24 protein-coding genes, 1 pseudogene and 1 other annotated feature are annotated in these 24,895 nt (G+C 40.1%); of the genes and pseudogenes, 5 read left to right on the top strand and 20 right to left on the bottom strand.

From position 1 onward, the window contains the following. Positions 1 to 163 precede the first annotated feature (163 nt). From NSQ85_RS08190 to gdhA, 6 genes are all read right to left on the bottom strand, one after another. Positions 164 to 601, bottom strand: coding sequence for a GNAT family acetyltransferase (locus NSQ85_RS08190; protein ID WP_232086205.1), 438 nt, complete (start codon positions 599 to 601; stop codon positions 164 to 166). Between the two features lie 156 nt (positions 602 to 757). After that, complete coding sequence (locus NSQ85_RS08185) at positions 758 to 2,536, bottom strand: ABC transporter ATP-binding protein (protein ID WP_179974288.1); 1,779 nt, start codon at positions 2,534 to 2,536, stop codon at positions 758 to 760. Next, positions 2,526 to 4,340: an ABC transporter ATP-binding protein gene (locus NSQ85_RS08180; protein WP_340781656.1), complete on the bottom strand. Its 1,815-nt coding sequence runs from the start codon at positions 4,338 to 4,340 to the stop codon at positions 2,526 to 2,528. Before NSQ85_RS08180 ends, NSQ85_RS08185 begins: the two co-directional genes overlap by 11 nt. 3 nt (positions 4,341 to 4,343) lie before the next feature. Next, the gene (locus NSQ85_RS08175) at positions 4,344 to 4,787 is read right to left on the bottom strand and encodes a MarR family winged helix-turn-helix transcriptional regulator (RefSeq protein WP_340781653.1); all 444 of its coding nucleotides are present in this window, start codon (positions 4,785 to 4,787) and stop codon (positions 4,344 to 4,346) included. Positions 4,788 to 4,976: 189 nt separating this feature from the next. Continuing rightward, positions 4,977 to 5,387, bottom strand: a complete 411-nt coding sequence (locus NSQ85_RS08170; protein WP_100285038.1) for a peptide deformylase — start codon at positions 5,385 to 5,387, stop codon at positions 4,977 to 4,979. Between the two features lie 257 nt (positions 5,388 to 5,644). After that, on the bottom strand, positions 5,645 to 6,997 hold the full coding sequence (gdhA, locus tag NSQ85_RS08165) for an NADP-specific glutamate dehydrogenase (protein WP_340781650.1): 1,353 nt from the start codon (positions 6,995 to 6,997) through the stop codon (positions 5,645 to 5,647). 347 nt (positions 6,998 to 7,344) lie between these two features. On the opposite strand from gdhA, the pseudogene NSQ85_RS08160 reads away from it, so the two are divergent. The 3 genes and pseudogenes from NSQ85_RS08160 to NSQ85_RS08150 all read left to right on the top strand — a co-directional run bounded on the left by NSQ85_RS08160 (position 7,345) and on the right by NSQ85_RS08150 (position 9,855). Beyond that, a pseudogene (locus NSQ85_RS08160) lies at positions 7,345 to 8,457 on the top strand (AAA family ATPase). Positions 8,458 to 8,520: 63 nt separating this feature from the next. Then, complete coding sequence (locus NSQ85_RS08155) at positions 8,521 to 9,282, top strand: NUDIX domain-containing protein (RefSeq protein ID WP_340781648.1); 762 nt, start codon at positions 8,521 to 8,523, stop codon at positions 9,280 to 9,282. 69 nt (positions 9,283 to 9,351) lie between these two features. Next, positions 9,352 to 9,855 carry an HdeD family acid-resistance protein gene (locus NSQ85_RS08150; RefSeq protein WP_179974285.1) on the top strand — a complete coding sequence of 168 codons (504 nt, stop codon included), beginning with the start codon at positions 9,352 to 9,354 and terminating at the stop codon, positions 9,853 to 9,855. Positions 9,856 to 9,936: 81 nt separating this feature from the next. Here NSQ85_RS08150 and NSQ85_RS08145 read toward each other — a convergent pair whose 3' ends face one another. From NSQ85_RS08145 to NSQ85_RS08080, 14 genes are all read right to left on the bottom strand, one after another. Continuing rightward, positions 9,937 to 11,817: an ABC-F family ATP-binding cassette domain-containing protein gene (locus NSQ85_RS08145; RefSeq protein ID WP_179974284.1), complete on the bottom strand. Its 1,881-nt coding sequence runs from the start codon at positions 11,815 to 11,817 to the stop codon at positions 9,937 to 9,939. An 84-nt stretch (positions 11,818 to 11,901) separates the two neighbouring features. Beyond that, positions 11,902 to 13,104, bottom strand: coding sequence for a CCA tRNA nucleotidyltransferase (locus NSQ85_RS08140; protein WP_340781643.1), 1,203 nt, complete (start codon positions 13,102 to 13,104; stop codon positions 11,902 to 11,904). Then, positions 13,101 to 13,868, bottom strand: coding sequence for a 4-hydroxy-tetrahydrodipicolinate reductase (gene dapB, locus NSQ85_RS08135; protein ID WP_179972680.1), 768 nt, complete (start codon positions 13,866 to 13,868; stop codon positions 13,101 to 13,103). The genes NSQ85_RS08140 and dapB overlap by 4 nt, the downstream gene beginning before the upstream one ends. A gap of 60 nt (positions 13,869 to 13,928) precedes the next feature. Next, on the bottom strand, positions 13,929 to 14,771 hold the full coding sequence (locus NSQ85_RS08130) for a DegV family protein (protein ID WP_179973207.1): 843 nt from the start codon (positions 14,769 to 14,771) through the stop codon (positions 13,929 to 13,931). A 1-nt stretch (position 14,772) separates the two neighbouring features. Next, positions 14,773 to 15,147 carry a DUF1149 family protein gene (locus NSQ85_RS08125; RefSeq protein ID WP_179974282.1) on the bottom strand — a complete coding sequence of 125 codons (375 nt, stop codon included), beginning with the start codon at positions 15,145 to 15,147 and terminating at the stop codon, positions 14,773 to 14,775. Positions 15,148 to 15,346: 199 nt separating this feature from the next. Further along, positions 15,347 to 16,042, bottom strand: coding sequence for a GNAT family N-acetyltransferase (locus tag NSQ85_RS08120; protein ID WP_179974281.1), 696 nt, complete (start codon positions 16,040 to 16,042; stop codon positions 15,347 to 15,349). A 58-nt stretch (positions 16,043 to 16,100) separates the two neighbouring features. Then, positions 16,101 to 16,391 carry a 50S ribosomal protein L27 gene (gene rpmA, locus NSQ85_RS08115; protein WP_179974280.1) on the bottom strand — a complete coding sequence of 97 codons (291 nt, stop codon included), beginning with the start codon at positions 16,389 to 16,391 and terminating at the stop codon, positions 16,101 to 16,103. A 36-nt stretch (positions 16,392 to 16,427) separates the two neighbouring features. After that, a complete protein-coding gene (gene rplU, locus NSQ85_RS08110) occupies positions 16,428 to 16,742 on the bottom strand; it encodes a 50S ribosomal protein L21 (protein WP_179974279.1) in 315 nt (104 codons plus the stop codon). Between the two features lie 40 nt (positions 16,743 to 16,782). Beyond that, positions 16,783 to 16,858 (bottom strand) — a sequence feature (ribosomal protein L21 leader region). A 112-nt stretch (positions 16,859 to 16,970) separates the two neighbouring features. Next, the gene (locus NSQ85_RS08105; RefSeq protein WP_232086206.1) at positions 16,971 to 17,180 is read right to left on the bottom strand and encodes a hypothetical protein; all 210 of its coding nucleotides are present in this window, start codon (positions 17,178 to 17,180) and stop codon (positions 16,971 to 16,973) included. Further along, positions 17,141 to 17,506: a GNAT family N-acetyltransferase gene (locus tag NSQ85_RS08100; RefSeq protein WP_232086207.1), complete on the bottom strand. Its 366-nt coding sequence runs from the start codon at positions 17,504 to 17,506 to the stop codon at positions 17,141 to 17,143. Before NSQ85_RS08100 ends, NSQ85_RS08105 begins: the two co-directional genes overlap by 40 nt. A 4-nt stretch (positions 17,507 to 17,510) precedes the next feature. Further along, positions 17,511 to 18,830, bottom strand: a complete 1,320-nt coding sequence (gene gtfB / locus NSQ85_RS08095) for an accessory Sec system glycosylation chaperone GtfB (RefSeq protein WP_179974278.1) — start codon at positions 18,828 to 18,830, stop codon at positions 17,511 to 17,513. Next, a complete protein-coding gene (gene gtfA, locus NSQ85_RS08090; protein ID WP_179974277.1) occupies positions 18,823 to 20,334 on the bottom strand; it encodes an accessory Sec system glycosyltransferase GtfA in 1,512 nt (503 codons plus the stop codon). Before gtfA ends, gtfB begins: the two co-directional genes overlap by 8 nt. Before the next feature lie 105 nt (positions 20,335 to 20,439). Next, a complete protein-coding gene (gene thiI / locus NSQ85_RS08085; protein WP_111679271.1) occupies positions 20,440 to 21,663 on the bottom strand; it encodes a tRNA uracil 4-sulfurtransferase ThiI in 1,224 nt (407 codons plus the stop codon). 54 nt (positions 21,664 to 21,717) lie between these two features. After that, positions 21,718 to 22,863 (bottom strand): cysteine desulfurase family protein, encoded by a 1,146-nt coding sequence (locus NSQ85_RS08080; protein WP_179974276.1) that lies wholly within the window; start codon positions 22,861 to 22,863, stop codon positions 21,718 to 21,720. A 108-nt stretch (positions 22,864 to 22,971) separates the two neighbouring features. Here NSQ85_RS08080 and NSQ85_RS08075 point away from each other — a divergent pair, with 108 nt between their 5' ends. Both NSQ85_RS08075 and NSQ85_RS08070 read left to right on the top strand, forming a co-directional pair. After that, positions 22,972 to 23,544: a DUF6556 family protein gene (locus NSQ85_RS08075; RefSeq protein WP_179974275.1), complete on the top strand. Its 573-nt coding sequence runs from the start codon at positions 22,972 to 22,974 to the stop codon at positions 23,542 to 23,544. Between the two features lie 45 nt (positions 23,545 to 23,589). Next, the gene (locus tag NSQ85_RS08070) at positions 23,590 to 24,834 is read left to right on the top strand and encodes a bifunctional folylpolyglutamate synthase/dihydrofolate synthase (protein ID WP_179973209.1); all 1,245 of its coding nucleotides are present in this window, start codon (positions 23,590 to 23,592) and stop codon (positions 24,832 to 24,834) included. Positions 24,835 to 24,895 lie beyond the last annotated feature (61 nt).

Raw genomic sequence — 24,895 nt, 5'->3', positions numbered from 1 at the left:
TTCATCATTCCTATCTCACCTTAATTCCCACTTAACTATTCATCAAGAGATTTGACAAAAGGTCAGTTGCCCAATTTGTGTTTCGCGTAAGTCAAGACCTTATAACCGCATTTCTTGTAGTTATTCTTCTCGTAGAAAGGCACATTATAGTCTCGGTTGGTAATCAAGCCAAAACTGTAACCTCCTGTACTACGTAAAAGGGTTCAAGCGAGAAGCGACTCCCTATCCCTTCTCTTTGATAATCCGGAGTCACTGACAACATCATCAGGTACCAGTCGTACTCTGCAGAATCTTCTAGATTTCTTTCAGACTCTTCAACGAAGTTAAAATACTTGAACAATCTAATAATGCTTATAAAACGGAAAAGCTTGATCGCCCCATTTTGAAGATTGTTAAGCATAGATACCGTCTGATGCTGTAAAATAGATGCTGCAACAATGTGACCATCCTCTTCAGCCACCAAACAAGAGTCCATTTTTATAGCAAAACGGATCAATATTTTCTGCAAAGCTAAGACAAACTCATCATACTGTTCAGGATTCTTTAAATTACTAGCATTCATCGAAAGGAAGGGATAATCTTCAAAAGCATCTGCGCACACTCATGTCACTTTTTAAACTTCATCTTGTCTTGCTTTGCAATATTGCATCTTATCTCATAATCTGTCTGTTTTTTTCTCAGTATAACATAAAACGCATGACTTACAATCATACGTTTTATGGAATTTTGTTAAATCTTATAATTTTATAAGAATATCCTAGGCCACTTCTTTCGTAAACTGACTATTATAAAGATCAGCATAGAATCCATCTGCTGCCATGAGCTCATCATGATTTCCCTGTTCAATAATGTTACCATCTTTCATCACAAGGATGAGGTCCGCATTTCGAATGGTTGATAAGCGGTGGGCAATGACAAAGGATGTACGACCCTCCATAAGCTTGTCCATAGCCTTCTGAATCAATTCTTCTGTTCGTGTGTCAACTGATGATGTTGCCTCGTCCAAGATAAGAAGAGGGGAATCCTTAATAAGTGCACGCGCAATGGTCAAAAGTTGTTTCTGACCAACTGATAAAGTAACAGAATCATCCAAATAGGTATCATAACCTTTTGGAAGTGTAGTGATGAAGTGATGAACACCCACGGCCTTGGCTGCAGCAATAACTTGCTCGTCAGAGATATTTTCTTGGTTGTAAATCAAATTATCCCGAATCGTTCCTTCAAAGAGCCAAGTGTCTTGAAGTACCATAGAAAATTGATTATGGACGGTCTCACGCTTCATGTCGTTCGTATCCACACCATCAATAGTGATACGGCCTTGATCGATATTATAGAATTTCATAAGAAGGTTAACAATGGTTGTCTTACCAGCACCCGTCGGACCAACAATAGCAATCTTTTGTCCTGGCTTGGCAAGAGCTGAAAAATCATGAATGATAGTCTTTTCAGGAGTAAAACCAAAGGAAACATGGTCAAAGACTACTTGACCCTTGGTATCTGTCAACTCTGCTGTCTTGACTGACTCGTCGTCCATATCCTTTTCTTCCAAAAATTCAAAGATACGACCAATAGCTGCAGTTGCTGATTGGAGTTGTGTAATCCCTTGTGCAATTTGAGAAAGAGGTTGTGAAAAGATACGAACATAGGTCATGAAGGCTACCACATCACCGATGGTCAGGCTTCCGTCAATTACCTTAACCGCACCTACCAAGCAGACCATGACGTAACCAAAGTTCCCGATGAAAAACATAAGTGGCATCATAATACCAGAGATAAACTGAGATTGCCACATAGAATTATAGAGCTTATCATTAAGCCCCTTGAAATCTTGACTGCTTTCTTTAGATGCATTGTAGCTCGTTACAACTGCTTGACCTGTGTAGATTTCTTCAATGTACCCATTAATGTTAGCCAAATTTTCTTGTTGACGTTTAAAAAGTGGTTGCGAGAAGCCCATGATAAAGGCTACTAGAACAAATCCTATCAAGACAGAACCAATCGCAGTGAAAGCCATAGTAACATTTGAGTAGAACATCATAATAATGGCTGCTACCAAGAGAACGCTTGAAGTAATTAGAGTACCCAGGCCCTGACTAAGCGATTGTCCCAAAAGGTCAACGTCATTAGTCACACGAGAGAGTGTGTCTCCTTGAGAATGACTATCAAAATAATTAAGAGGTACGGTGTTGATTTTCTTTTGGATTGCTGTACGGAAACGTTGTGAAAATCGTTGCGTAATTGTTGCAACGGTAAAACTTTGCAAGTAACCAACAATGGCTGAAATGGCATATAAAACAGCCAAGGTTAAAGCAATACTGCCCACCTTGTCTAAATCAATGCCCGGAATAACCCCCGTCTTAGTCGGCGTAATCCCATCTGTAATAAGATTGGTGATTTCTTTTAATTTATCAGGTCCAATAACAGTTATAACAGCTGAAATAATGGCTCCAACGATCGCAAGGACAAAGGGAACTTGGAAACCTTTAATATAGGGTTTTAAACGTTTATAGGACGATGTTTTTGACTTATTTTCCATTTTCTAACTCCTCCTTAGGCAATTGTGAATAGGCAATTTCTTGGTAAACCTCATTGTTAGCCAAGAGTTCCTCGTGGGTTCCTTGACCAACGACCTTACCATTATCAAGAACTAAAATTTGGTCAGCATCCATAATAGTAGAAATGCGTTGCGCAACAATCAACTTGGTCATATCTTGTGTTTTTTCAGCCAATTCTTGACGCAATTTGCGATCGGTCTTATAGTCCAAAGCTGAGAAGGAATCGTCAAAGATCAAGATTTCAGGCTTACGGGCAAGTGCACGCGCAATAGCCAGACGTTGTTTCTGACCACCTGAGAAGTTAGACCCAGCTTGAGCCACTTCTGCCTTAAGTTGACCTTCTTTATTTTCAACAAAGTCTTTTCCTTGAGCCAATTCGAGAGCTTCCCAAATTTTAGCGTCATCAAGAGGGGTGTTATTGCTGGTTCCCATCGTCATATTTGACGTGATGTCCCCTGAGAAAAGTACTGCCTTTTGTGGGATATAACCAACAATATTGTGCAAGGTTTCGTGATCGTAATATCTCACATCTACACCATCGACCTTGATAGTTCCTTGCGTTACATCGTAAAAACGTGGGATAAGGTTGACAAGAGTTGATTTACCAGATCCAGTCGAACCAATAAGAGCAACCGTATCTCCTTTTTTAGCTTTGAAGCTAACATGCTCCAAAACAGGCTCTGAAGTTTCAGAATAACGGAAGGAAACGTCTTCAAATTCAACAGTTCCGACTTCTTTAGGCTTTTCAGAACTATATTCAGGGTAAGAAACTGAAGATTGAGTATCTAAAACTTCATTGATACGTCCAGCTGCTACAACTGCTCGTGGAAGAAGGAAGAAGACAACAATCATCATCATGAATCCCATAACAACCTGCATGGCATAAGATGAGTAAACCACCATGTCTGAGAAGAGATGAACCTTGTCTTCCATAGCACTAGCAATCTTAGTTGGATCGGTTGGAATCTTAACATCTTCAATCAGATGCGCACCAATCCAATAAATAGCTAGCGTCAAACCACTAGATACAGCAGTCATTACCGGTGTCAGCAAGGCAAAAGAACGACCGATGAAAAGATTGTTTTGGGTTAGATCAGTATTGGCCTTTTCAAACTTATCCTCTTGATAACTCTCGGCGTTATAGGCACGCACCACACGAATCCCAGTAAGAGATTCACGCGTCACACTATTGAGTTTATCTGTCAGAGTCTGAATCAAACGTTGCTTAGGCATGACCATAATCAAGAGGAAGAGCATAAGAATGGCAATTACTGCCACAGCCACAAGCAAGGCAATAAGCCAATTCCCATTTTTATCAGCAATCTTTGTAATAGCCCAGATTGCCATAATAGGTCCCTGTGTAATAACCTGTAATCCCATGGTCAGTACCAGCTGTAATTGTGTAATATCGTTTGTCGTACGAGTCAAAAGACTAGGAATAGAGAATTTCTTAATCTCGGCATCCGAAAAATCTAAAACCTGATGGAAGATATCATCACGAAGACGAGTAGTAAAACTAGCTGCTGTTCTGGCAGCTAGAAAACTAACCACGACAGAGGCCATAAAGCCCGCAAAAGACATTAAAAGCATTCGCATCCCTGGGGTATCCGTATTCCAAGCAAAAATATCCGACGCCTTAGTCCCCTTGGTTGATAAGAGGGTTGTAATGTCAGACATATAGTCTGGAATTTTCAAGTTTAGATAGACGTTCAAACAAACAAATATCACAGCTAAGACAATCATACTTAACTCTTTTGCCGTCAAACGTTTAAAAATTTTAAACATAAGTTACTCCTTATTTTTCTCTAAATTCTTACGAATTTGGTGAAAGACTCGAAATGCTGTTTCAGCATCTTCTTTCGAAATACCATCTAATAACTGTCCATGGATAGCCTCTCGGAAATGTCCGACGTCTTGAGCCTTCTTTTTGCCTAAGTCTGTCAGATGAACACACTTGTAGCGTTTGTCCTTGTCAGATGTCACCAATTTAACAAAACCATTTTTCTCCATACGTTTGACCAAATTACTAGCCACTGACTTGGAAATAGATAGTTTTTTCTCAATATCTTTGATAAATATCTCTTTATCTTGGTTCTCAAACAAGTACCTAACGGCAAACCCTTGTGGACCAGCTAAATGCTCAACACCATACGCTTTACCTAACTCTTGCACGCGAGACTCCATAATATTGATGAATTCTCTGAAGTCACTAAAAGGATCTTTTCCATGCATCGCAAGCTCCTCCTTAAATAATTCTCATGGAAACTACTTTAGTTCTTGTAAGAACTAAAGTCAAGAAAAAAGTTCCTATGAGAACTAAAAAAGAGTGAGGTAGAAATTTTTAGTTTCTACTCTCACTCCCATAACTATCCTAATCGATGTTTCAAAATCTAATATCAAGCACTTCCTAAACCATGCTATCTATATAATAACACCCTCCAAATGATCCAATTCATGCTGAATAATTTGGGATGGCATACCAGAAAAACTCAACTGTTTTGGCATCCATCGTTCATCTAAATAGGCAACCTCAATCGATTCATAACGTCTGGTTGGGCGACTTCCTTCTAAAGACAAACAAGACTCCTCCGTTTGAAAAGATGAAGACTTGCTTACCAAAACAGGATTAAACATAACCAGATTGACAAAACCGATATTGACGATAATAACACGCTTTTTGACTCCGATCATATTGGCCGCCATACCCACACAGGCATCCTTATGAAACTCCAGCGTATCACGTAAATCCTTTGCCAAATAGAGGTCTTCTTTAGTCGCTTCTGTCGATTTTTGTCCTAGAAAAAAGACATCCCTTACGATAGTTTTTATCATCTATTTACTCCCATATTGTTTCTTATCTAAACTATGAAATCACATGTCCTTTATTTATCAGCTTCATATCCAATGACATAAAAAAATAGCTACCCCAGTCCTTATCTCTGAACCAAGGGATTTCAATTATATATATAATTTCCTCGACTTATTATATCAAAAATAGCTGACTTCTAGGAAAACAGCTAAAAAAAGAAACCCGCAGGCTTCTTTTCTTATTTTATAGAGAGGCTTATTAACCAGGTCAGGCCTATTAATTAAACAATACCTTGAGCTGACATTGCATCTGCAACTTTAAGGAATCCAGCAATGTTGGCACCCACAACAAGGTTACCTTCATGACCAAACTCTTTAGCAGCAGCTGCAGCATTTTCATAGATACCCTTCATGATATTGTAGAGTTTAGCATCAACTTCATCGAATGTCCATGATGTACGTCCGCTATTTTGTGCCATTTCAAGAGCTGATACAGCAACACCACCAGCGTTAGCAGCTTTGGCAGGACCGAATGATACACCAGCTTTAAGGAAGACATCAATGGCTCCCAAAGTTGAAGGCATGTTAGCACCTTCTGAAACAGCAATAACGCCATTTGCTACAAGTGTTTCTGCATCTGTTTCATCCAATTCGTTTTGTGTTGCACATGGGAAAGCCAAGTCAGCTTTGATAGACCAAACTGTCTTTTCACCACCAGCAGGTGTGAAAGTTGCATTTGGACGAGCTTCTGCATATTTCACGATACGTTCACGTTTAACTTCTTTGATTTCTTTCAACAAATCAACGTCGATTCCATCTGGATCATAAACAAAACCAGATGAATCAGAACATGTCACAGCTTTAGCACCTAGACTTTGCAATTTTTTAATAGCGTAAATCGCAACGTTACCTGCACCTGAAACAACTGCTGTTTTACCGTTAAAGTCTTCACCACGTGCTTTAAGCATTTGTTCTGCAAAGTAAACAGCACCGTAACCAGTTGCTTCTGTACGAGCAAGTGATCCACCCCAGTTCAAACCTTTACCAGTAAGAACACCTGTGTATTCGTTACGAATACGTTTGTATTGACCATAGAGGTAACCAATTTCACGTCCACCAACACCGATATCACCAGCAGGCACGTCTGTATCTGCACCGATGTGTTTGCTCAACTCAGTCATGAAGCTTTGGCAAAAACGCATAATTTCGTTGTCTGATTTACCTTTAGGATCGAAGTTTGATCCACCTTTACCACCACCGATTGGTTGACCAGTCAATGAGTTTTTAAAGATTTGTTCGAAACCAAGGAATTTAATGATTGATTGGTTTACTGATGGGTGGAAACGAAGACCACCTTTATAAGGACCAATAGCTGATGAGAATTGTACACGGAAACCACGGTTTACCTGTACTTGACCTTTATCATCAACCCATGGTACACGGAATGAAACGATACGTTCTGGTTCAACCAAACGTTCCAAAAGGTTTTCTTCGATATATTTAGGATATTTATCGAAGACAGGGACAAGTGAATCGAAAACTTCTTCAACTGCTTGAAGGAACTCAGCCTCATGGCTGTTTTGAGCTTTCACTTTTTCAAAAACGCTAGCAACGTATTCTTTACCTGTTGTCATATCAATGTTTCCTTTCAAATAATTACCTTAGTAATTTAATCACATGAATAGTATAAATTTTCAGAATCTTCTTGTCAAGTGTTTTTTGTCATTTTTTTTGATTTGCATGTTAGAATTTATGACATAGCTAATTCTTCCTCTTTTGTAAAAAACTATCACGTCAATAATGTAAGCGTTTTATTTTTTTGGGGTTATTCTTTCAAAAATTTTCTCCTTATTTAAAGACTTGAAGCTGAATTTGTTTGAAAAAACAATTTAGTTATTTTACTATTTCATCTATTTACATTACCTCGAAACTATACCACCATTAATTTAGTAAATTTACTATATTTAAAAAGGATAACCCTATGAAAAGAAAACATCTATCAGGAAAGAGTATTGGTATTGTTTTTGGAACCTTTGCACCAATGCATGTAGGACATGTCGACCTCATCACAAAGGAAAAACGCGCTAACGACAACGTCCTTGTCATCGTAAGTGGCAGCAACACACAAAAAGATCGTGGGACACGCACAGGCCTGTCGCTCAACCGACGCTTTCGTAATGTCCGTGAAGTTTTCTACGATGATGATGAACTAATCGTTGTGGATAAACTAGACGAAGCCGATATGTCTCCCTATCCAGAAGGTTGGGTGCCATGGGTTAACCGCGTCAAAGACCTTATCACTAAGAATACGGATGGTCCCGAAAAAATTACCTTCTATGTTGGAGAGTCAGAGTACGTGATCGAGCTCAATCGCTACTACCCTCAAGCTCAGGTAGAACTCATCGAGCGTTCTATTATCAATATCTCTGCTACTGAGATTCGCGATAATACTATAGAAAATTGGCGATTTATCACTAAACCTTTCCGTCGCCACTTTACTCGTAAGGTCCTAGTTGTCGGATATGCCAGTGGAGGAAAAACAACCCTTGTTAAGGATTTAGCTCGTACTTACAACGCCCCTTGCTCACTTGAATATGCCAGAGAATATCAAGAGAAGTATAATGTTCGAGATGACGAGTTGGATACCAATGATTATATTCACCTCTTAACCGATCAATATGCCCAGACAGCTGAGATTATTGACAACGGGGCAACACTCATGGCTTATTTTTGCAGACACCAACTCAACGGTCACTAAGGTATATATCGACTACTATTTGAAAGAAAACATCTCACAAGAAGAGTTTGATCTATTAGATCCACTCTATCAGGTAACCCAAGCTCGTGAAAAGTGGGATTTGATTTTTGTGATACTACCAAAATCAAACTATGTAGATGATGGTTCCCGTGACATGACTATGGCTGATAACCGAACACGGGATTGGTTTACCAAACATCTCTTGGACCTACTATCACCATTCAAGGATAAAATCGTTATTTTAGGAGAAAACTGTGATAGTGACAGTTTTTTTTTGCTGACAACTACCATTACGCCAAGAAGACAATTAAAGAACGTCTGCATATCGAAATCTAATGGATTGCTTCAGCAAAAGCATTTTCACTTAAAATTAACAATATAGACTAGGAGGCTAAAAATATGTCTAAAACCTTTGAAAATTCTGGTAGCGAAAAAGACTTCCTGAAAATCTACAGTAATGAAGAATTGGGTAAGTATGCCAAACCCTCAGTAACTGTAGACTCAGTCATCTTCCGCTATTTTGAAGGAAGAGTCCAAACCTTGCTTATCAAACGAAAAAATTATCCCTACATGGGAAAATATGCTCTTAGTAGTGGCTTCGTTCAAGAGCAAGAAGACCTCAATACGGCTGTCTGTCGTGAAGTACGTAAGGAGACATCAGTTCAACTGAACACTGATCACATCGAGCAACTCGTTACAGTAGGAACACCTTATCGAGATCCTCGTATGTGGACCATTACAATAGCTTACCTCTGTTTCATGACTTTTAATGATATTCAAATGGATAAGGCTGCCGATGATGCAGCGTCTACGCATTGGTTAGATATCGCTATGGTCAATGGCAAGTTGCAGCTTACTGATGGTGACAAGACGCTGTATCATGATGACCTCGCCTTTGACCACTGGGAAATCCTTTTGATTGCTATGGAACGTATTAAGGGAAGACTCGAATACTGCCCAACTATCCTCAACATTATGCCAGAGGAAAATACCTTGACCGCCTACCGTCAGCTGTTTGGGACCTGTAATGAAACATACCTTAAGATGGATTCAACAAATTTCTTACGTCGATTTAAACATTTTTTCCAAAAAACAGGACGCCAAGTAGCTACCAGAACTAAAAAAGCTGTTACCTACACTTATCAGACCCAACCAATCTAAAGTAGGTTTTGTTTGACAATTTTTATCTTACGCAGTAGTATTAAGAAAAATTAATAAGAGGTATAACATATGAAAACTTTTACATTAATTAGCGGGATTCTCATTATTCTTTTAGGTATCTTTTTCTTCGCTAATCCTATAAGCCTTCTTGCCATTGTTGGTTGGATTTTTGCTCTAGTGATGCTCATTTCTGGGGGTTCAAGTCTCATGGTTTATTTCAAACGTGATAACGAGAACCGTTCCTTCTTCGAATTACTCCAAAGCGTCATTTCGATTGTTTTTGGTGTTATTTTGCTATTGGCATCGCCATGGGTACTCTCAGGTGTCGCTGTGACCATCATCGCTTGGTGGCTCCTTGTCTCAGCCTTTACCCAAGGCTTCCAAGCTTATCGCCAACGTCAGTTTGGTTTTTCAGTGCAACCTGCTTTGTCAATTGCCTTGATTTGTTTAGTATTTGGAGTCTTGCTCTTTTGTGCACCCTTTTTCTCAGCCTTTCTTATTGGTCGCTTTGCAGCTTCCTTCATTATCTTTGTGGGTGTATCTGTCCTCTCCTTTTCATTCCACTTATGGTAGAACAAAGTTATTTCACTACGTAATAATATGAAAAAGCCTTGCATATGCAGGGCTTTTAGCGTGCTTTGAATGTTAAAGAGTTTATCCCTCTAGCCCACTCAAATACTCATAACGTTCGTATTTTTCAAGTAAGGTTTCATTAGCGGTGTCTAAATCACGTTGAAGACTTGCTAGCTGTCCATAATCACTAGCACTTTCAAGCATGGCTGCTTCAATCTCTTCGATTTTAGCTTCGAGGTCGGTAATTTCATCCTCGATAGTTGCCCACTCTCGTTTTTCAAAATAGCTCATGCGTCTTTTATCTTCTTTGACTTTCTCAACCTTAACGCTAGCTTGCTCTTTTTCTTTCTCTAGAAGGGCTGATTGCTCTTGTAAGAAGGCTCTTTCATCAAGGTAATCAGTATAGTTGCCAAAGAACTCACGCACCCCACCCTCCTCAAAAGCTAGAATCTTGTTAGCCACCTTGTCCAAAAAATAGCGGTCGTGACTGACGGTTACAACAGGGCCATCAAAACCATTGAGGAAATTCTCCAAAACAGTCAAAGTCGCAATATCCAAATCATTTGTCGGCTCATCCAAAAGCAGAACATTAGGCTTTTCAATCAGAATTTTGAGTAGATAAAGACGTTTCTTTTCTCCACCAGATAGCTTGGCAATCTGTGTTCCATGGGTAGAACGAGAAAAGAGGAATTGCTCTAAGAGCTCTGTGATACTGATGGTCCTAACAGTTGTTTTGACTTCATCTGCGACTTCTTGTAAGTAGTTAATGACACGCTTGCTCTCATCCATATCTTTAATTTGCTGTGAGAAATAGCCAATACGTACAGTCTCACCAATATCTAAGACACCAGCTGTGGGAACAAGGTCACCATTAATCAGATTGAGCAAGGTTGATTTTCCGACACCGTTATCCCCAACAATACCAATACGGTCACGGTTTTGCATGATAAGATTGAAGTCACTGAGAATTGGCTTACCATCTTCATAAGCAAAATCGATATGTTCGAAGTTAACTACCTTCTTACCAATACGGCTAGTCTCAAAGTTAATTTCAAAATCGTCATTATTGAGCGTTTGGTGAACCTCACCCTTAAGCTCCTTAAAACGATTGATGCGAGCTTGTTGCTTAGTCGCACGTGCCTGTGGTTGCGTTCGCATCCATGTCAACTCCTGCTTATAGAGTTGCTTTTTCTTATGAAGAGCTGCAGCATCACGCTCATCTTGTTCAGCCTTGAGTCGCACGTAATCTTGATAATTCCCTTGGTACTCAATCAGATTTGCCTGGTCTAGCTCAAAGATGCGTGTTGCTACACTATCCAAGAAATAACGGTCGTGGGTAATAAAGAGGACCGTTTTTTTGGAAGACTTGAGAAAATTAGTCAACCAAGCAATGGTATTAATATCCAAATGGTTGGTTGGTTCGTCCAAAAGTAAAAGATCAGCATCATTCAAGAGAACCTGAGCCAACTGCACACGACGTCTGAGACCACCTGAGAGGTCTCCAACCTTTTGAGAGAGGTCTGACAAACCTAGCTTAGATAAAACCGTCTTAACCTCGCTCTCAATGGACCAAGCATCAAGACTATCCATCTCAGCCATAACCTTCTCTAAACGAGATTGATTATCCTCAAAATAATCCGCCACGAGGGTCTCATATTCACGAATCAAGGCCATCTCACGAAGGTCTGATGACAAGACCGTATCAAGCACTGTCTTGCTATCATCAAATTCAGGCTCCTGAGTTAAATAAGCAATCTTATAACCTTTAGCCTTGGTAAAAGGTGACACGTCACCATCAAAACCAATACGCTCTGATACAACATCTAACAAGGTTGTCTTACCAGTCCCATTGACACCAATAATCCCGATACGATCCAGATCATGGATAATAAATGAAATCTCTTTAAAAACCGTCTTGTCCGCAACGGACTTGGTCAATTTTTCAACAATAAAATCTGACATCTTACTTCCTTTTTACAAATAACACCGCTACGGATACTACGCATGTTTCTGTAGCGGTGTGTCATTTTTATTATGTCTTTAGACTTATTTCATAGCTAGAACAAAGGTCATGATGGCTTCCTCATCATTAGCTAATTCACCATCAACGATAGCATTTTCGATAGCTCTGAGAGTACGACCAAGATCTGGACCAGGTTTGAATCCCAGCTCCTTCATCAGCATGCCACCATTAACAACGATCTCGTGCTTATCATGGATGAGCAACTGACCATCCAACTCGGCAATACGCTCATAATCCACATCCAATCTCTGAGCCTGTCTCAAGGTTTCAGCTTCCTTTAAGAGGTCCTTACCATACTGATAAATATCTTGTTTGGTCACTTCCCTCTCCATTCGGAATCTAAAAATCTCAATCAATGACTGAACGGTCTTCTGAAAATTGACAGATGTCTTCCATTTTTTAAGAAAAGAGCGTGGATTATCGTGCTTGAGAGCCAGAAGAGTTGCTGCCCAGGCCTGCTCAGAACTCGTAAATCTAAAGTCTTCAGTATAATCTGATACAAAAGACTGCCATTCCTCTGCTGTCTCTTGAAAATCTGGCAGATACTGATATACCTTAGTCGCTAGAAGAGCCTTAACCCCTTTTTTCCAATGTGGTGCTAAGAGCAACTTATCAAACTCGATGAAACATCGCTCAATCGAAATCTTTTCCAAAAGAAAAGCATGACTAGTCATAGCCTCAAAAGTCTTTTCTTCAATATCGAAGTCTAAGCTCGCTGCAAAACGTAGCCCACGCATGATGCGAAGGGCATCTTCGTTAAAGCGTTCCTCAGCCTTACCAACAGCCCTTAAGACACGGTTGTCCAAATCAGCAAGACCATTGAACTTATCAATAACCTCAGCATCTTCATTAAGAGCAAAAGCATTGACTGTAAAATCACGACGCTTAAGATCCTCTTCCAATGAACGCACAAAGGACACGCTAGACGGACGACGGTAATCCACATAGACATCTTCTGTTCGGAAGGTTGTCACCTCATACTCACCGCCATTTTCTAAAACCAAAACAGTCCCATGCTCAATACCGATATCTACCGTACGCTCAAAAATCTGTTTGGTCTCCTCAGGATAAGAAGACGAAGCAATGTCAACATCGTGAATAGGACGGTTGAGAAGGGCATCGCGGACTGAACCACCAACAAAGTAAGCCTCAAACCCTGCAGACTTAATTTTCTCTAATATTGGTAAAGCCTTCTGAAATTCAGAAGGCAAATAACTTAATTTCATAGTAAATGTTCCAAACCATAAACAAGCTGATCACGTTTAACCACTTCTTTAATACCAAGATTGACCCCGCTCATAAAAGAAATACGGTCATAAGAATCGTGACGCAAGGTCAATCCTTCTCCTTGGGCACCAAAGATAACCTCTTGGTGAGCCACAAGACCTGGCAAACGAACACTATGAATACGGAAACCATCAAACTCTGCACCACGTGCTCCAGCAAGTGTTTCCATTTCATCCTCAGCTCCCTGACGTTTGCTCTCGCGAACCTCACGAATAAGTTCAGCTGTTTTCACTGCTGTACCTGATGGGGCATCTTTCTTTTTATCGTGGTGAAGCTCAATGATTTCAAGATCTGGGAAATATTTACTAGCTTCTGCTGCAAACTTCATAAGAAGGATAGCACCAATAGCAAAATTAGGAGCAATCAATCCACCTATAGAGTTGTCTTTAGAAAGATCTATCAATTCTTGAATTTGTGCTTCAGTAAAGCCTGTTGTTCCTACAACCGGTGCAAAGCCATTTTCCAAGGCAAAACGGGTATTTTCATAGGCAACAGCAGGCATGGTGAAATCTACCCAAACATCTGCATCGAAACCAACCAAATCAGCTTTATCCGTGAAGACAGGAACACCATCCACTTCTTTTTCTGCCGCAAACGGGTCAAGCAAGGCAGCCAAGGTCAATTCATCATCTCCCTTAACCATTTCAACCGCAGTTGAACCCATTCTTCCTTTAAATCCGGCAACAATAACTTTAATAGACATATTATTTTTCCTCTCTATTGATCTCTCTCATAGGCAAGCCTGATTCCAGATGGATCGTACTTATTTGGTAAATTTAGGTGTTAGACCTAGCACTAGCGCTCCCTCGCCCAAGTGCGTCGCAATCACAGCACATAAGGATACTACCGATGAAACAGTAATCCCTTGAGCTTCCAGCTGACTTTTAAAAGCCTCAGCCTTTTCAGGAGCATTGGTATGAAGGATGCTAAGCTCCATTTCACGATTGTCTTCGGCTAGGGCAACCAAGCGTTTCACAGCTTTCTTCTCTGTACGTACCTTTTCAAAAACAACGATTTTGCCTTCAGCATTAAAATGTAAAATGGGTTTGATAGATAAGATATTCCCCAAAATAGCTGAGCCATTCGACAGGCAGCCACCCTTAACAAGGTGATTAAGATCATCCACAAGAATATAAGCCGTCGTGTTCTCTACTTGCTCCTCTAGCTTCTTCAAAATATTCTCGAATGACATTCCTTGCTCTGACCAATGCAAAACGTTTCTAACCATAGCACCCATAGGAGCTGCCGTGATTTTAGTATCGGGAAAAGCAACCTTCAACTTGGCATGATCTTCAATCAAAAACTGACTATTAGCCCAAAAACCAGAAATACCCGAAGAAAGGAAAAGCCCAATGACATGGGTATATCCTTGCTCCCCCAACTCCATGAGAAGGTTATCCAAGTCGGCTAGATTAGGTTGTGACGTCTTGAACAGTTCCTCAGAGTTTGCCATTTTCTCATAAAACTGATTCACATCCAAGTTCTTTCCTTCAACAAAAGGCTGTTCCTCAATGATAACCGGAATATCTAAAATATAAACATCAGCATGCCCCTGAATTTCAGTAGGTAGATTAACCGATGAATCCGTAATAACTGCTAAAGACATCCTAGAACTCCAAGTTAATTCCTGGACGATTCAAGGCGATTTCAGTCACTTCATAAGTCAAACGCTGAAGTGTATCCAATAGCGGTGCTGCCAAATACTCAGCTTCTTCTTGTGAGAAATCTTTTGGGTTATTGACGATACGGTTTTGAATATGGTTCATTTGAGAAATAATCCCTGAGATAACAAACTCATCACGAACAATCATAAATTGCAAAACAGCTACAACCGACGTATTGTTAGCTTCTTTATCTTTATGGTGCAACTGAAACGTTACTTCAGCATTTGTTTCAGGAACACCATTCTCTTTTTCCCACTCATGGTTACGAACATCATAGTGGTAACGGTTAACAAATACTTTTTCGTGAATTAAATCCATTAGTTACTATTCTCCTTGATAAAATCACTCTTTATTATAGCATAAATATATTTTATTATGGGAATATTATTGACAGAAAAATGAGTATTTAACTGATTTTGACAGTACTAATAAGCACTAGCAAACTAAAAACTTTGACTTGACCGTCAAGCTACTAAAACAGAGCTCCTTCACCAGAAAAGAGCCCTTATATTAATATCTAACAGTCCCTCAGAGAACGTTTCTGTTGTCCCTGTTCATCAAAATTCTCAGGAGCTAACCAATTCTCAAATCGTTCTTTAAGCCTTGGCCACTCACTATCAATAATCGAGAACCAATCCGTATCTCGACTACGTCCCTTATAAATAGCATGATTACGAAAACGCCCTTCATAGGTAAAACCAAGTCTCTGAGCTGCAGTCACAGAAGGACGGTTGAGACTGTCACATTTCCACTCATAACGACGATAATTGAGGCCTTCAAAGACATATTTCATAACCAGATATTGAGCTTCTGTGGCTGCCCGAGTTTTTTGTATAGCAGGAGCCAAAATCACCCGTCCCATCTCTACACTACGATTTTTGGGTGTAATAGCCATGAGTGAGAAAGTACCCAGAACCGTCCCTGAAACCTTATCCCTAATGGCAAAAAAATAAGGGTTAGAAGACTGCTCATAGTCTTCCAAACACTGGCGTACTGCTTCTTCAGATTCAAAAGGATCCGCATACATATATGTCCACTCTGAAAGAATCTGATTGGTAAAGTAGAAGTCTAGAATATCTTCATAGTGTTCTGCTACCGTCAAATGTTCAACACTACAATAGTGACCATCCAAGAGAGTGATGTCTGGCATCTTTCCTGGAGTGGCATCCACTAAGCTTGGACCGACCTCTTGTTGGTACTGATTTAAAGGCATAGGTATCTTCCTTTCATAAATAAGAAAAGCCTACACAAAAGTGCAGACTTTAGCTGAATTATTTAGCAACTGGGTATACAGATACTTGTTTTTTGTCGCGACCTTTACGTTCGAAACGTACAACACCTTCAACTTTAGCGAAGAGTGTATCATCACCACCACGGCCTACGTTTACACCTGGGTAGACGTGTGTACCGCGTTGACGGTAAAGGATTGATCCACCTGATACAGTTTGTCCATCAGCTGCTTTAGCTCCAAGACGTTTAGATTGTGAATCACGACCATTGGAAGTAGAACCCCCACCTTTTTTGTGGGCGAAAAGTTGCAAGTTTTCAAGAGTTTTCAACATAAGATTTGTGTCCTTTCTTAGTGATTAGTCGTTAGCTTACGCGTTGATAGCGTTGATAGCAACTTTTGTATAAGGTTGACGGTGACCTTGTTTACGGTGGCTACCTTTTTTAGGTTTGTATTTGAAAGTGACAACTTTCTTTTGTTTACCTTGTTTTTCGATAGTTCCGACAACAGTAGCTCCCTCAACAACTGGAGTACCTACTACAGTTTTATCACCACCGATAAGAACAACTTCGTTAAAAGTTACTTCTGATCCAGCTTCAGCGTTGATTTTTTCAACGTAGATTGCTTGACCTACTTCAACTTTAACTTGTTTTCCACCAGTTTTGATGATTGCGTATGTGCTCATGATGCACCTCCTATTAAAATTTTTAATGTATCTGAGGTTTCCCTCTGTGAAGACTCGCCTAGTACTGCGGGGACGAACCCACTTACAAAACAGTAGTCGTGCGGTTGCACAGGACGTGCATTTAGTCAACGTTACAATTCTATCATTTTTCCCCGATAATGACAAGAGAAAAAGTTTTTTTGATTACCCTTATTCTGCCAATTTAAGTTTAATCACCTAATATGCCATCTAGTCCACTCTTATACCATGCTTACCTAGGAAAGTCTTAGCCAAATCTTGCTCAATCTTATCTAAAGAAAGACTCCTATCAGTTATTAAAATCTGATACCGCTCCGTTCCTGCAAAATAGAAATGGTTCAAAGACTGATAGCCATTATTTTCATAAAAAGCCAAACGTTTTAGTCGTTGAGTAAGGTTAGAAGCATCCTCTTCATCCATAGGCTCAATCGTAAGCACACATGGTCGTCTTCGTGATTCTTCCCTAATTGTGCTAAAATTTGACTACCATAACCTTGCGACTGTTTACTTTCCTCAACAGCAAGAAAGAGTAGGTAGACCAGGTTATTAGTATAGATTGCATAGGTAAAGCCAATAAAAACTTCCTGATCAAAATAAGCCAAGAATGATTGCCCATTTTTCAAACTATTCCAAGACAATTGCCGGAGTGGGAGTCTCTCCTCCACAGGAAAATTCGCTTCATAAAGTGAAGCGACCTTCCTGAATGTTGGTGTCAGAGGACAGATGTTACGAACCTCTAGTGTCATTTCCCTAACCAATAACCTTCTTATAATCTTCTGGTGTCGCCACATGAGCATGCTCACGTTGACGATCAAGCAAATGACTATGGAAGTCAGGGTTCCCCAAGGCTTCTTTAAGTGTTTGTTTAAATTGCCCAGCATTCATAGGTGAGAAAATATTGCTTGGTGCAGTATAATCTGGACCATGGCTTGTGTTCGTAAAAGTTAGGATAAGCAAGTTATTTTCAAAGGCAGCACGTGTCGCCGACAGGATTTCATTTTGGTGGTTAATATCCAAATAGAAATCAGCCTCTTGATAGAGACGCTTAACCTGCTCCGTTGTAATATTCGGATAAAGGCTAACATTACTATATTTAGCGAAATCCATTAGGCGGCTTGACATTTCAGTGATTGCCCCAATATGGTAGTGCATGGTAGGTACTTCCCTAACAATGCTTTCCAAGTGTTCAATCTGATCTGAGTTAGTCAAGATAAGTGCTTGATTTTGGAAATTATTCTGACGGGCAAATGGATACATGAAGCCAAGGAAAGACACACGAGAAGCCTGCTCGGAACTAATCAGTTTTAGAAGATTTGTGTAAGCGTTGTATTTTTGCACAACAATCTTAGTTTGACGGTGATTGCTATCAAGAAGGAGACGTATGTTCCCAGGAACAGTGTCAGTGATAGGCTCTTGCCAGAAGAGGACATCTTGACCAGTATTTGGAAGATTCATAGCTGTCAAGAAAGGTGTTGATAAGGAGTTATAAAGGATACGCCGCAAATCATAACCAGCTTCTTTAAGATAAAAAACTACAAACTCTGATTTATTTTTGAAAATGTAGACCTTGTCTTTCCAATTCAAGATAACATCTTTGGTCAAATGGTTGACGACGATAACTTCCTTGTTGTCTGGAGTGAAATAACTAGTAATGGTCGCTTCTTGCTTAATATTGTAAGTTGTTTGTGAGAAACGATACCCCTTGTTATTGTAGTGATCAGTCACGCGCAAGCGACCCGACTCATCATACCAATCCACAGCTTTAACTAGACGCTGATGAGCCGGATGCGCATAGTGAATATGGCCACGTTTCTTATCAAAACGGAAGATTTCCGCGTTGCTATTTGTTCCTAAAATTTCCCAATAATCAGGCACGGGTACTTGATTAAAGTAAAGTGCAGAACCCTGAACCTTATCAAAGTCTGTGAAAAAAAGGTAAGGTGAGGTTACATCGCTAGGTAGAAAGCCATTATCTGAAAGACAAACTGTTGTATTCACATAGCCAGCGACAATCAGAGAGTAATGGAGATCCCAACTACCTTGACTATAGTCTTCAAATAAATTAATCATGATCAGTCATCTCCCTTACTAAGTTAAGCCACTTCTGCTCGATTTCCTCTGTCAAAAAGCCTTTAGCGATATCATAAGAGACTTGATGAATATGATCTAAATCTGAACGATTGAAGAAAGCTACAATTTTCTCTGCTAAGGCTGCTACAATAGCAGGCTCATCATCTTTTTCAAATCGAGGGATTAAGTAACCATTTTCATTATCCTTGATAAACGTTTGGTTTCCATAACGGACATCAAAACCAATCATACCAAGACCCGAACCAACAGCTTCTAGGAGTGTCAAGCCAAAACCTTCACTCTTAGAACCAGATAGGTAAAGTTCGTAATCCTTGTAGACTTCTATTAAATTCTGGTGACCTTTGAGATGGATGTAATCCTGAGCTTGATTTTCCTCGATGATTGCCTTAATCTTAGCTTCTTCAGCACCTGTACCAAAGATATCAAAGTTAACTTGTGGCAGACTTTCTTTAGCCTTGACAACAGCCTTAACCAGCCAATCCACGTGCTTTTCATTGGCCAAACGTGAAGCTGTGATGATTGAGAATGGTTTACGCTCTCCTTCAGGCTCTCTCAGTTTATCCACACTTCCCACAGGAATCGTTACGATATGAGGTTTAAATGGTGTATATTTGTTGAACTGATCTAGCATAATGCTACGTTGACACTCTGTCGCTGTGATGAAGAAATCAACCTTATCTGCATTGCTGAATTGGTACTCATAGAAGTTATTCCAAAGAATAGTCTTGTCTGTCACAGCATTTTCACTAAAGTGCTCTGCATGGACAACAACTCCAAGCTTAGCTGGTTTAGTATTACGGAAAATAGCCTGTCCTGTACCAGTTGCACGGTCCAAAATGACAATGTCTTGATCGGTTAGACCTAGTTGAGACATAAAGTAGGCAATAAACTCCTGCTTGGAAGACAAAATCTTATCTGGGAAACGGAAGACACTATCCTTACCATCAACAATCTCATCGTAAGCAATACTGCCATCTTCATTGAAGAAACGGCGTTGATAGAGGTGAGCCTTATTATCTACCGGTGTGTAGTACTCTGTAAACATCTTAGTATATGAATAAAAGTCTTTACGAATTAGGCAGCCACGCGATACTTTTTCCACACGATGGACAATATCTTCACCCTCTTTACGCAAATAAGCGGCGTAAAAAATATCTTCCTTGGTACAAAAGAGTTTAACCACTTTGCCATTAATCTCACGACGCGTAATGTCATAAGGAATTTCCTTTTCCAAATCCTTGACAGTATAGGTCGTTGGGGCAATCTTAAGGTCTGTAAAATAGCTGTAAAGCCAGATGATATCTTCATCTGAAAATCCCATGTTACGGGTCAAATCAGAAAGATTGTCCTGCAAGAACATATCCATAAAGACAAACTTAGCCTTAATACCTGTGTTTTTAAAAATTGTAGAACGGTAGGCCTGGGCATACTCAACACCACTTGATGCCCAACCGATTCCTAAATTGATGTTATAAACAGTCATGCAGTTTCCTTTCTAGGTAAAAGTTCAACAGCGACATTTCTTTTCCGATATAGCTAACTCTAATGATACCTGGGCGATAACAAACTGTCCCTATATACTCTTAGACTAAAGTAAGTCTTCAATAAGTGTATCCACTTCGTCTTGCGCTTCTTCAATAGGTGTGATTTCAGTCACCATGATTCCTGCAACCGCACGTTCAACTAATCTTTCAACATCCATACGACCTTCATATCGTTCAACGTTCTTGATTTTTGGATTAGTTTTTGGACGGTCAGGTGCAAAAATAGTACAGCAATCCTCAAAAGGTTGGATGGAGATATCAAATGTGTCGATTTTTTGTGCCAAATCAATGATTTCCAACTTGTCCATAGTAACAACTGGGCGAATCACGGGCGTGCAGGTTACAGCATTGATAGCCTGCATAGACTCCATAGTCTGACTGGCAACCTGTCCAAGACTCTCACCATTGATGATCACGAGACCACCGCGTTCTTCACGAATTCGGTCTGTAATACGCATCATAAAGCGACGTGTCAGGGTCATCAAATAAGCCTCTGGTGCTTTTTCTTTGATTTCCTCTTGAATCTCAGTAAATGGTACTTCTATGAACTGAATATTACCACCAAACTTGGTCAACTTACGGGTCAAGTCTCGAGCCTTTTTAAGTGCACCAGGACTTGTATAAGGTGGGCTTGCAAAGTGAACAGCCTCGATATCCACACCACGTTTAAGGGCTAAATAACCTGCAACAGGCGAATCAATCCCACCTGAAAGCATGAGCATTCCTTTACCAGCAGTCCCTACAGGTAATCCACCTGCTCCCTTAATTTCTTCATGAGAAATATAAGCGGCCTCAGCACGAATTTCTACCTTCAGATTAACATCTGGCCCCTTCATCTGTGCCTTAATGCCAGGAAATGCATCAATTACAGCATTTCCTAAAGTAAGGTTGAGCTCGCGACTATCTAAAACAAAGTCGTGATCACTACGTTTGGCTGTCACCTTAAAGGTGAGGCCGTCACGATAGAGGCCAGTCATAATGTCTTGAACAGCTTTTTTCAATACTTCGACATCTTTTTCAAATTTGTAAACAGGGCTAAAGGCCTGAATCCCGAAAATCTGTTTCAAAGACTCTGCGACTGGTTCGTAGTCTGTGCCATTGAGATAGATGTGTCCACGGTCTCGATCAAAAGTCACTTTAACTTCTGGATAGATAGATAACACATCTTTGATGTTATTTCTAAGTTTATTGATAAAACGCATACGGTTTTTGCCCTTAGTTGACAATTCACCGTAGCGAACCATAATTTCTGAATACGTTAATGCCATTCCTTTTCCTTTTATACTTGAATTTAGTTTTCTTTTTTTATCAATCAAATCTTGCTATCTTACTTTTTGCGTCTTAGCATAGACCTGCTTGAAAATCGTGAGAAACTGTTCTACTTGTCCTATATCATTATCATCATCAAGACTGATACGAACAGCCGTTTGGGCTAACTTGGTTGGAATACCCATAGAAATGAGGGTCCCCGCTGGCTTACCTGCCTTGGATGAACATGCCGAGGTCGTTGAAATATAGATTTGATACTCTTCAAAAGCATGGACAACCACCTCACCACGAACTCCCTTAATTCCAAAGGTCAAAATATTGGGAGCAAAGTCTTCACCCTCGCCTGAGAAAATAATAATGTCCTCATACTTAGCCAATTCATCAAAGATAATCTTTTTCATCTTAGCAATTTTGGGAAGAGAAAATTCCTCTTTATCAGTGACTAAGCGCAAGGCCTTAGCCATACTCGCAATCCCTGCTACATTTTCAGTCGTTGAACGAAGGTCTTTTTCTTGACCACCACCTGTTAAGAACGGCGTAATCTTTTTACCAGCTTTCTTGTAGACAAAACCTACACCTCGAACGGCGTGAAACTTATGACCAGAAAAAGTTGCAAAGTCAACACGGTCTGTTAAATAAGCTGATACAGGAATCTTCCCAATAGCCTGAACAGCATCCACATGGAAAGATATGGTAGGCTCATTAGCTAGAAGAGCTGAAATTTCTTGGATGGGTTGGATTGAGCCGATTTCGTTATTAACGGCCATAACCGAAACCAAGATAGTGTCAGGGCGTAATAGTCTAGCAAGAGCTTCCACATCTACGAAACCTTGTGCATTAACGGGTATATAGGACACTTCAAAACCATGCTCTGAAAGCCATTTAGCAGATTCTTTTACCGCAGGGTGTTCAATATCGGAAACGATGATATGTTTGCCATAAGGCTCTTTTTCGAAGGCCACACCCTTGATAACCCAATTGTCTCCTTCGGTCCCACCAGACGTAAAGAAAATCTCATCGGCTGATTTTCCAATGAGGTCCGCAACTTGCTTACGAGAAGCCTCCAAAATACGAGTCGCAGATGTTCCTAATTGGTGTAAACTGGATGGATTCCCAAAAATTTTCGTGGACACTTCCTGATAGGTTCTAAGTGCCTCTGGATAGGGAATGGTTGTGGCTGAATTATCAAAATAAATCATGTTTTTTCCTCAAATAATAGTTACTCCCTATTATAGCATAATTTTTTTAGCATTTTTTGAGAGAAAATCATATAATAGAGAGTACGAAATATTTTTAAGGAGAGAATCATGTCTGAAAATTACTCACGTCGTAACCATTCATCAAAAGAAGAAAAAAAATCTGCACCAAAGGTGACCAAACACGTTACAAAAGGCTTCACTGTCTTCCAAAAAGTACTCACTGTTATCGGGACAATCTTGTCAATCATTGTTGCTTCCATCACTATCATGAATTTCACATCATCTAAAAAAAAGGACACTTCTGATTCATCATCCAATCAGTCAACTGTGGTCATTAAAGAAGGCAACAATAAGACCCAAGAATCAAATGTCGCTTCATCTAGCCATGGCAATGCAACTGACTCAGAAACAGAGACAAGCAGCCAAGCTGGTAATAACACCTATTCTTCATCAGCAGACAAAACAACTGGTGGAAATACAACTACTTCTTCATCCGCAGCCACTGCAGACAAAACAACTGGTGGAAATACAACTACTTCTTCATCCGCAGCCACTGCAGACAAAACAACTGGTGGAAATACAACTGGTGGAAATACAACGGGCAATACGACAACTGGTGGAAATACAACTGGTGGAAATACAACTGGTAATACGACAACTGGTGGCGCTGTTTCCAACTAAACTAAAGAAAAGGTTAGGAAACCCCTGACTTTTTTCTATAATCCTATGAACTATACAGAAACTCTAAATTTCATCCACTCCTTCAAAGGCAATGGACGTCGCCCCCAGCTTAAACGTATGCGCTGGCTCCTGAAACAAGCTGGAAATCCCCAAATACACTATCCAACAGTCCATATTGTCGGAACCAATGGTAAAGGCTCAACGACTAGCTACCTACAAAATATCCTAACAAAATCAGGCTATCAGGTCGGGACCTTTACCTCCCCTTATATTACTCGCTTTAACGAACGTATTAGTATCAACGGCACAGAGATTCCGGACAAGGATCTGATTAACATTGTTGAGAAAGCTCGAGTTCTTCTCAATGATTTAGAAAATAACACTGATTTGGGTCGACCAACGGAATTCGAATTGGTCACCTTACTCATGTTCCTCTACTTCGACCTTAAACAGGTTGATATTGCTATCATTGAAGCAGGGATTGGGGGACAGCTTGATTCAACCAATGTGCTTTCGCCGGAGCTTGTCATCTGCACTTCAATTAGCTTTGATCACACTGAAACTTTGGGCGATAGCCTAATAGATATTGCTAGACATAAAGCGGGCGTCATGCGAGAAAACACTCCTATATTACTCGGTCGCGTTTCTGAAGAAGTTTCACATCTCTTCAAACAAAAATCGCAGGAACTTCAGGCTCCTATAGCAAACATTGATCGAGAAATCCAGCTTCTTTTCACAGGCAATCAAACTCTTCGAGTTATTTATAGCGATTGGGAGAGCCCAAATCTTAATCTCCCCATGCTAGGAAAACATCAGGAAAATAATACTGGCCTAGCTGTCACTGCTGCCCATCTCTTGACTCAAAGATTTCCTAAGATTACCAATCAAAGCATTCAAGATGGTATTTGTGACACACACTGGCCTGGTCGTAGTGAGTGGATTGGAAATAACATTTACCTAGATGGTGCCCATAATCCTCAAGGAATTGCCAGCCTAAAACAGGTATTAAAAGATAACTTTGCCAACCGTCGAATTCACATCCTCTTTGCAGGACTTAGACGAAAACCTTTGACTGACTTACTTGATGAGCTTAAAGACTATCATATAACAGTAACCTCCTTCAATTTCTTTGAGGCACTGCCCTTGGATGATTACCCTCAACACTTAGAACGCTCAACTGACTACAGAGACTGGTTAACCCAATCTGAGTCTGCAAATTCTGATAATTTATTTGTCGTCACTGGATCCCTTTACTTTATTTCAGAAGTCAGGGACTACCTAATCAACTAAAAAAAGGCCTAAAGGCCTTTTTTTAGTTAAGACAAGCCAAAGTGACACAAAAGATATAGGT

The sequence above is a fragment of the Streptococcus sp. FSL L8-0526 genome (genome assembly GCF_038007145.1).
GTDB classification, from domain to species: domain Bacteria; phylum Bacillota; class Bacilli; order Lactobacillales; family Streptococcaceae; genus Streptococcus; species Streptococcus thermophilus.
This window is presented reverse-complemented; position numbering and strand designations above follow the sequence as displayed.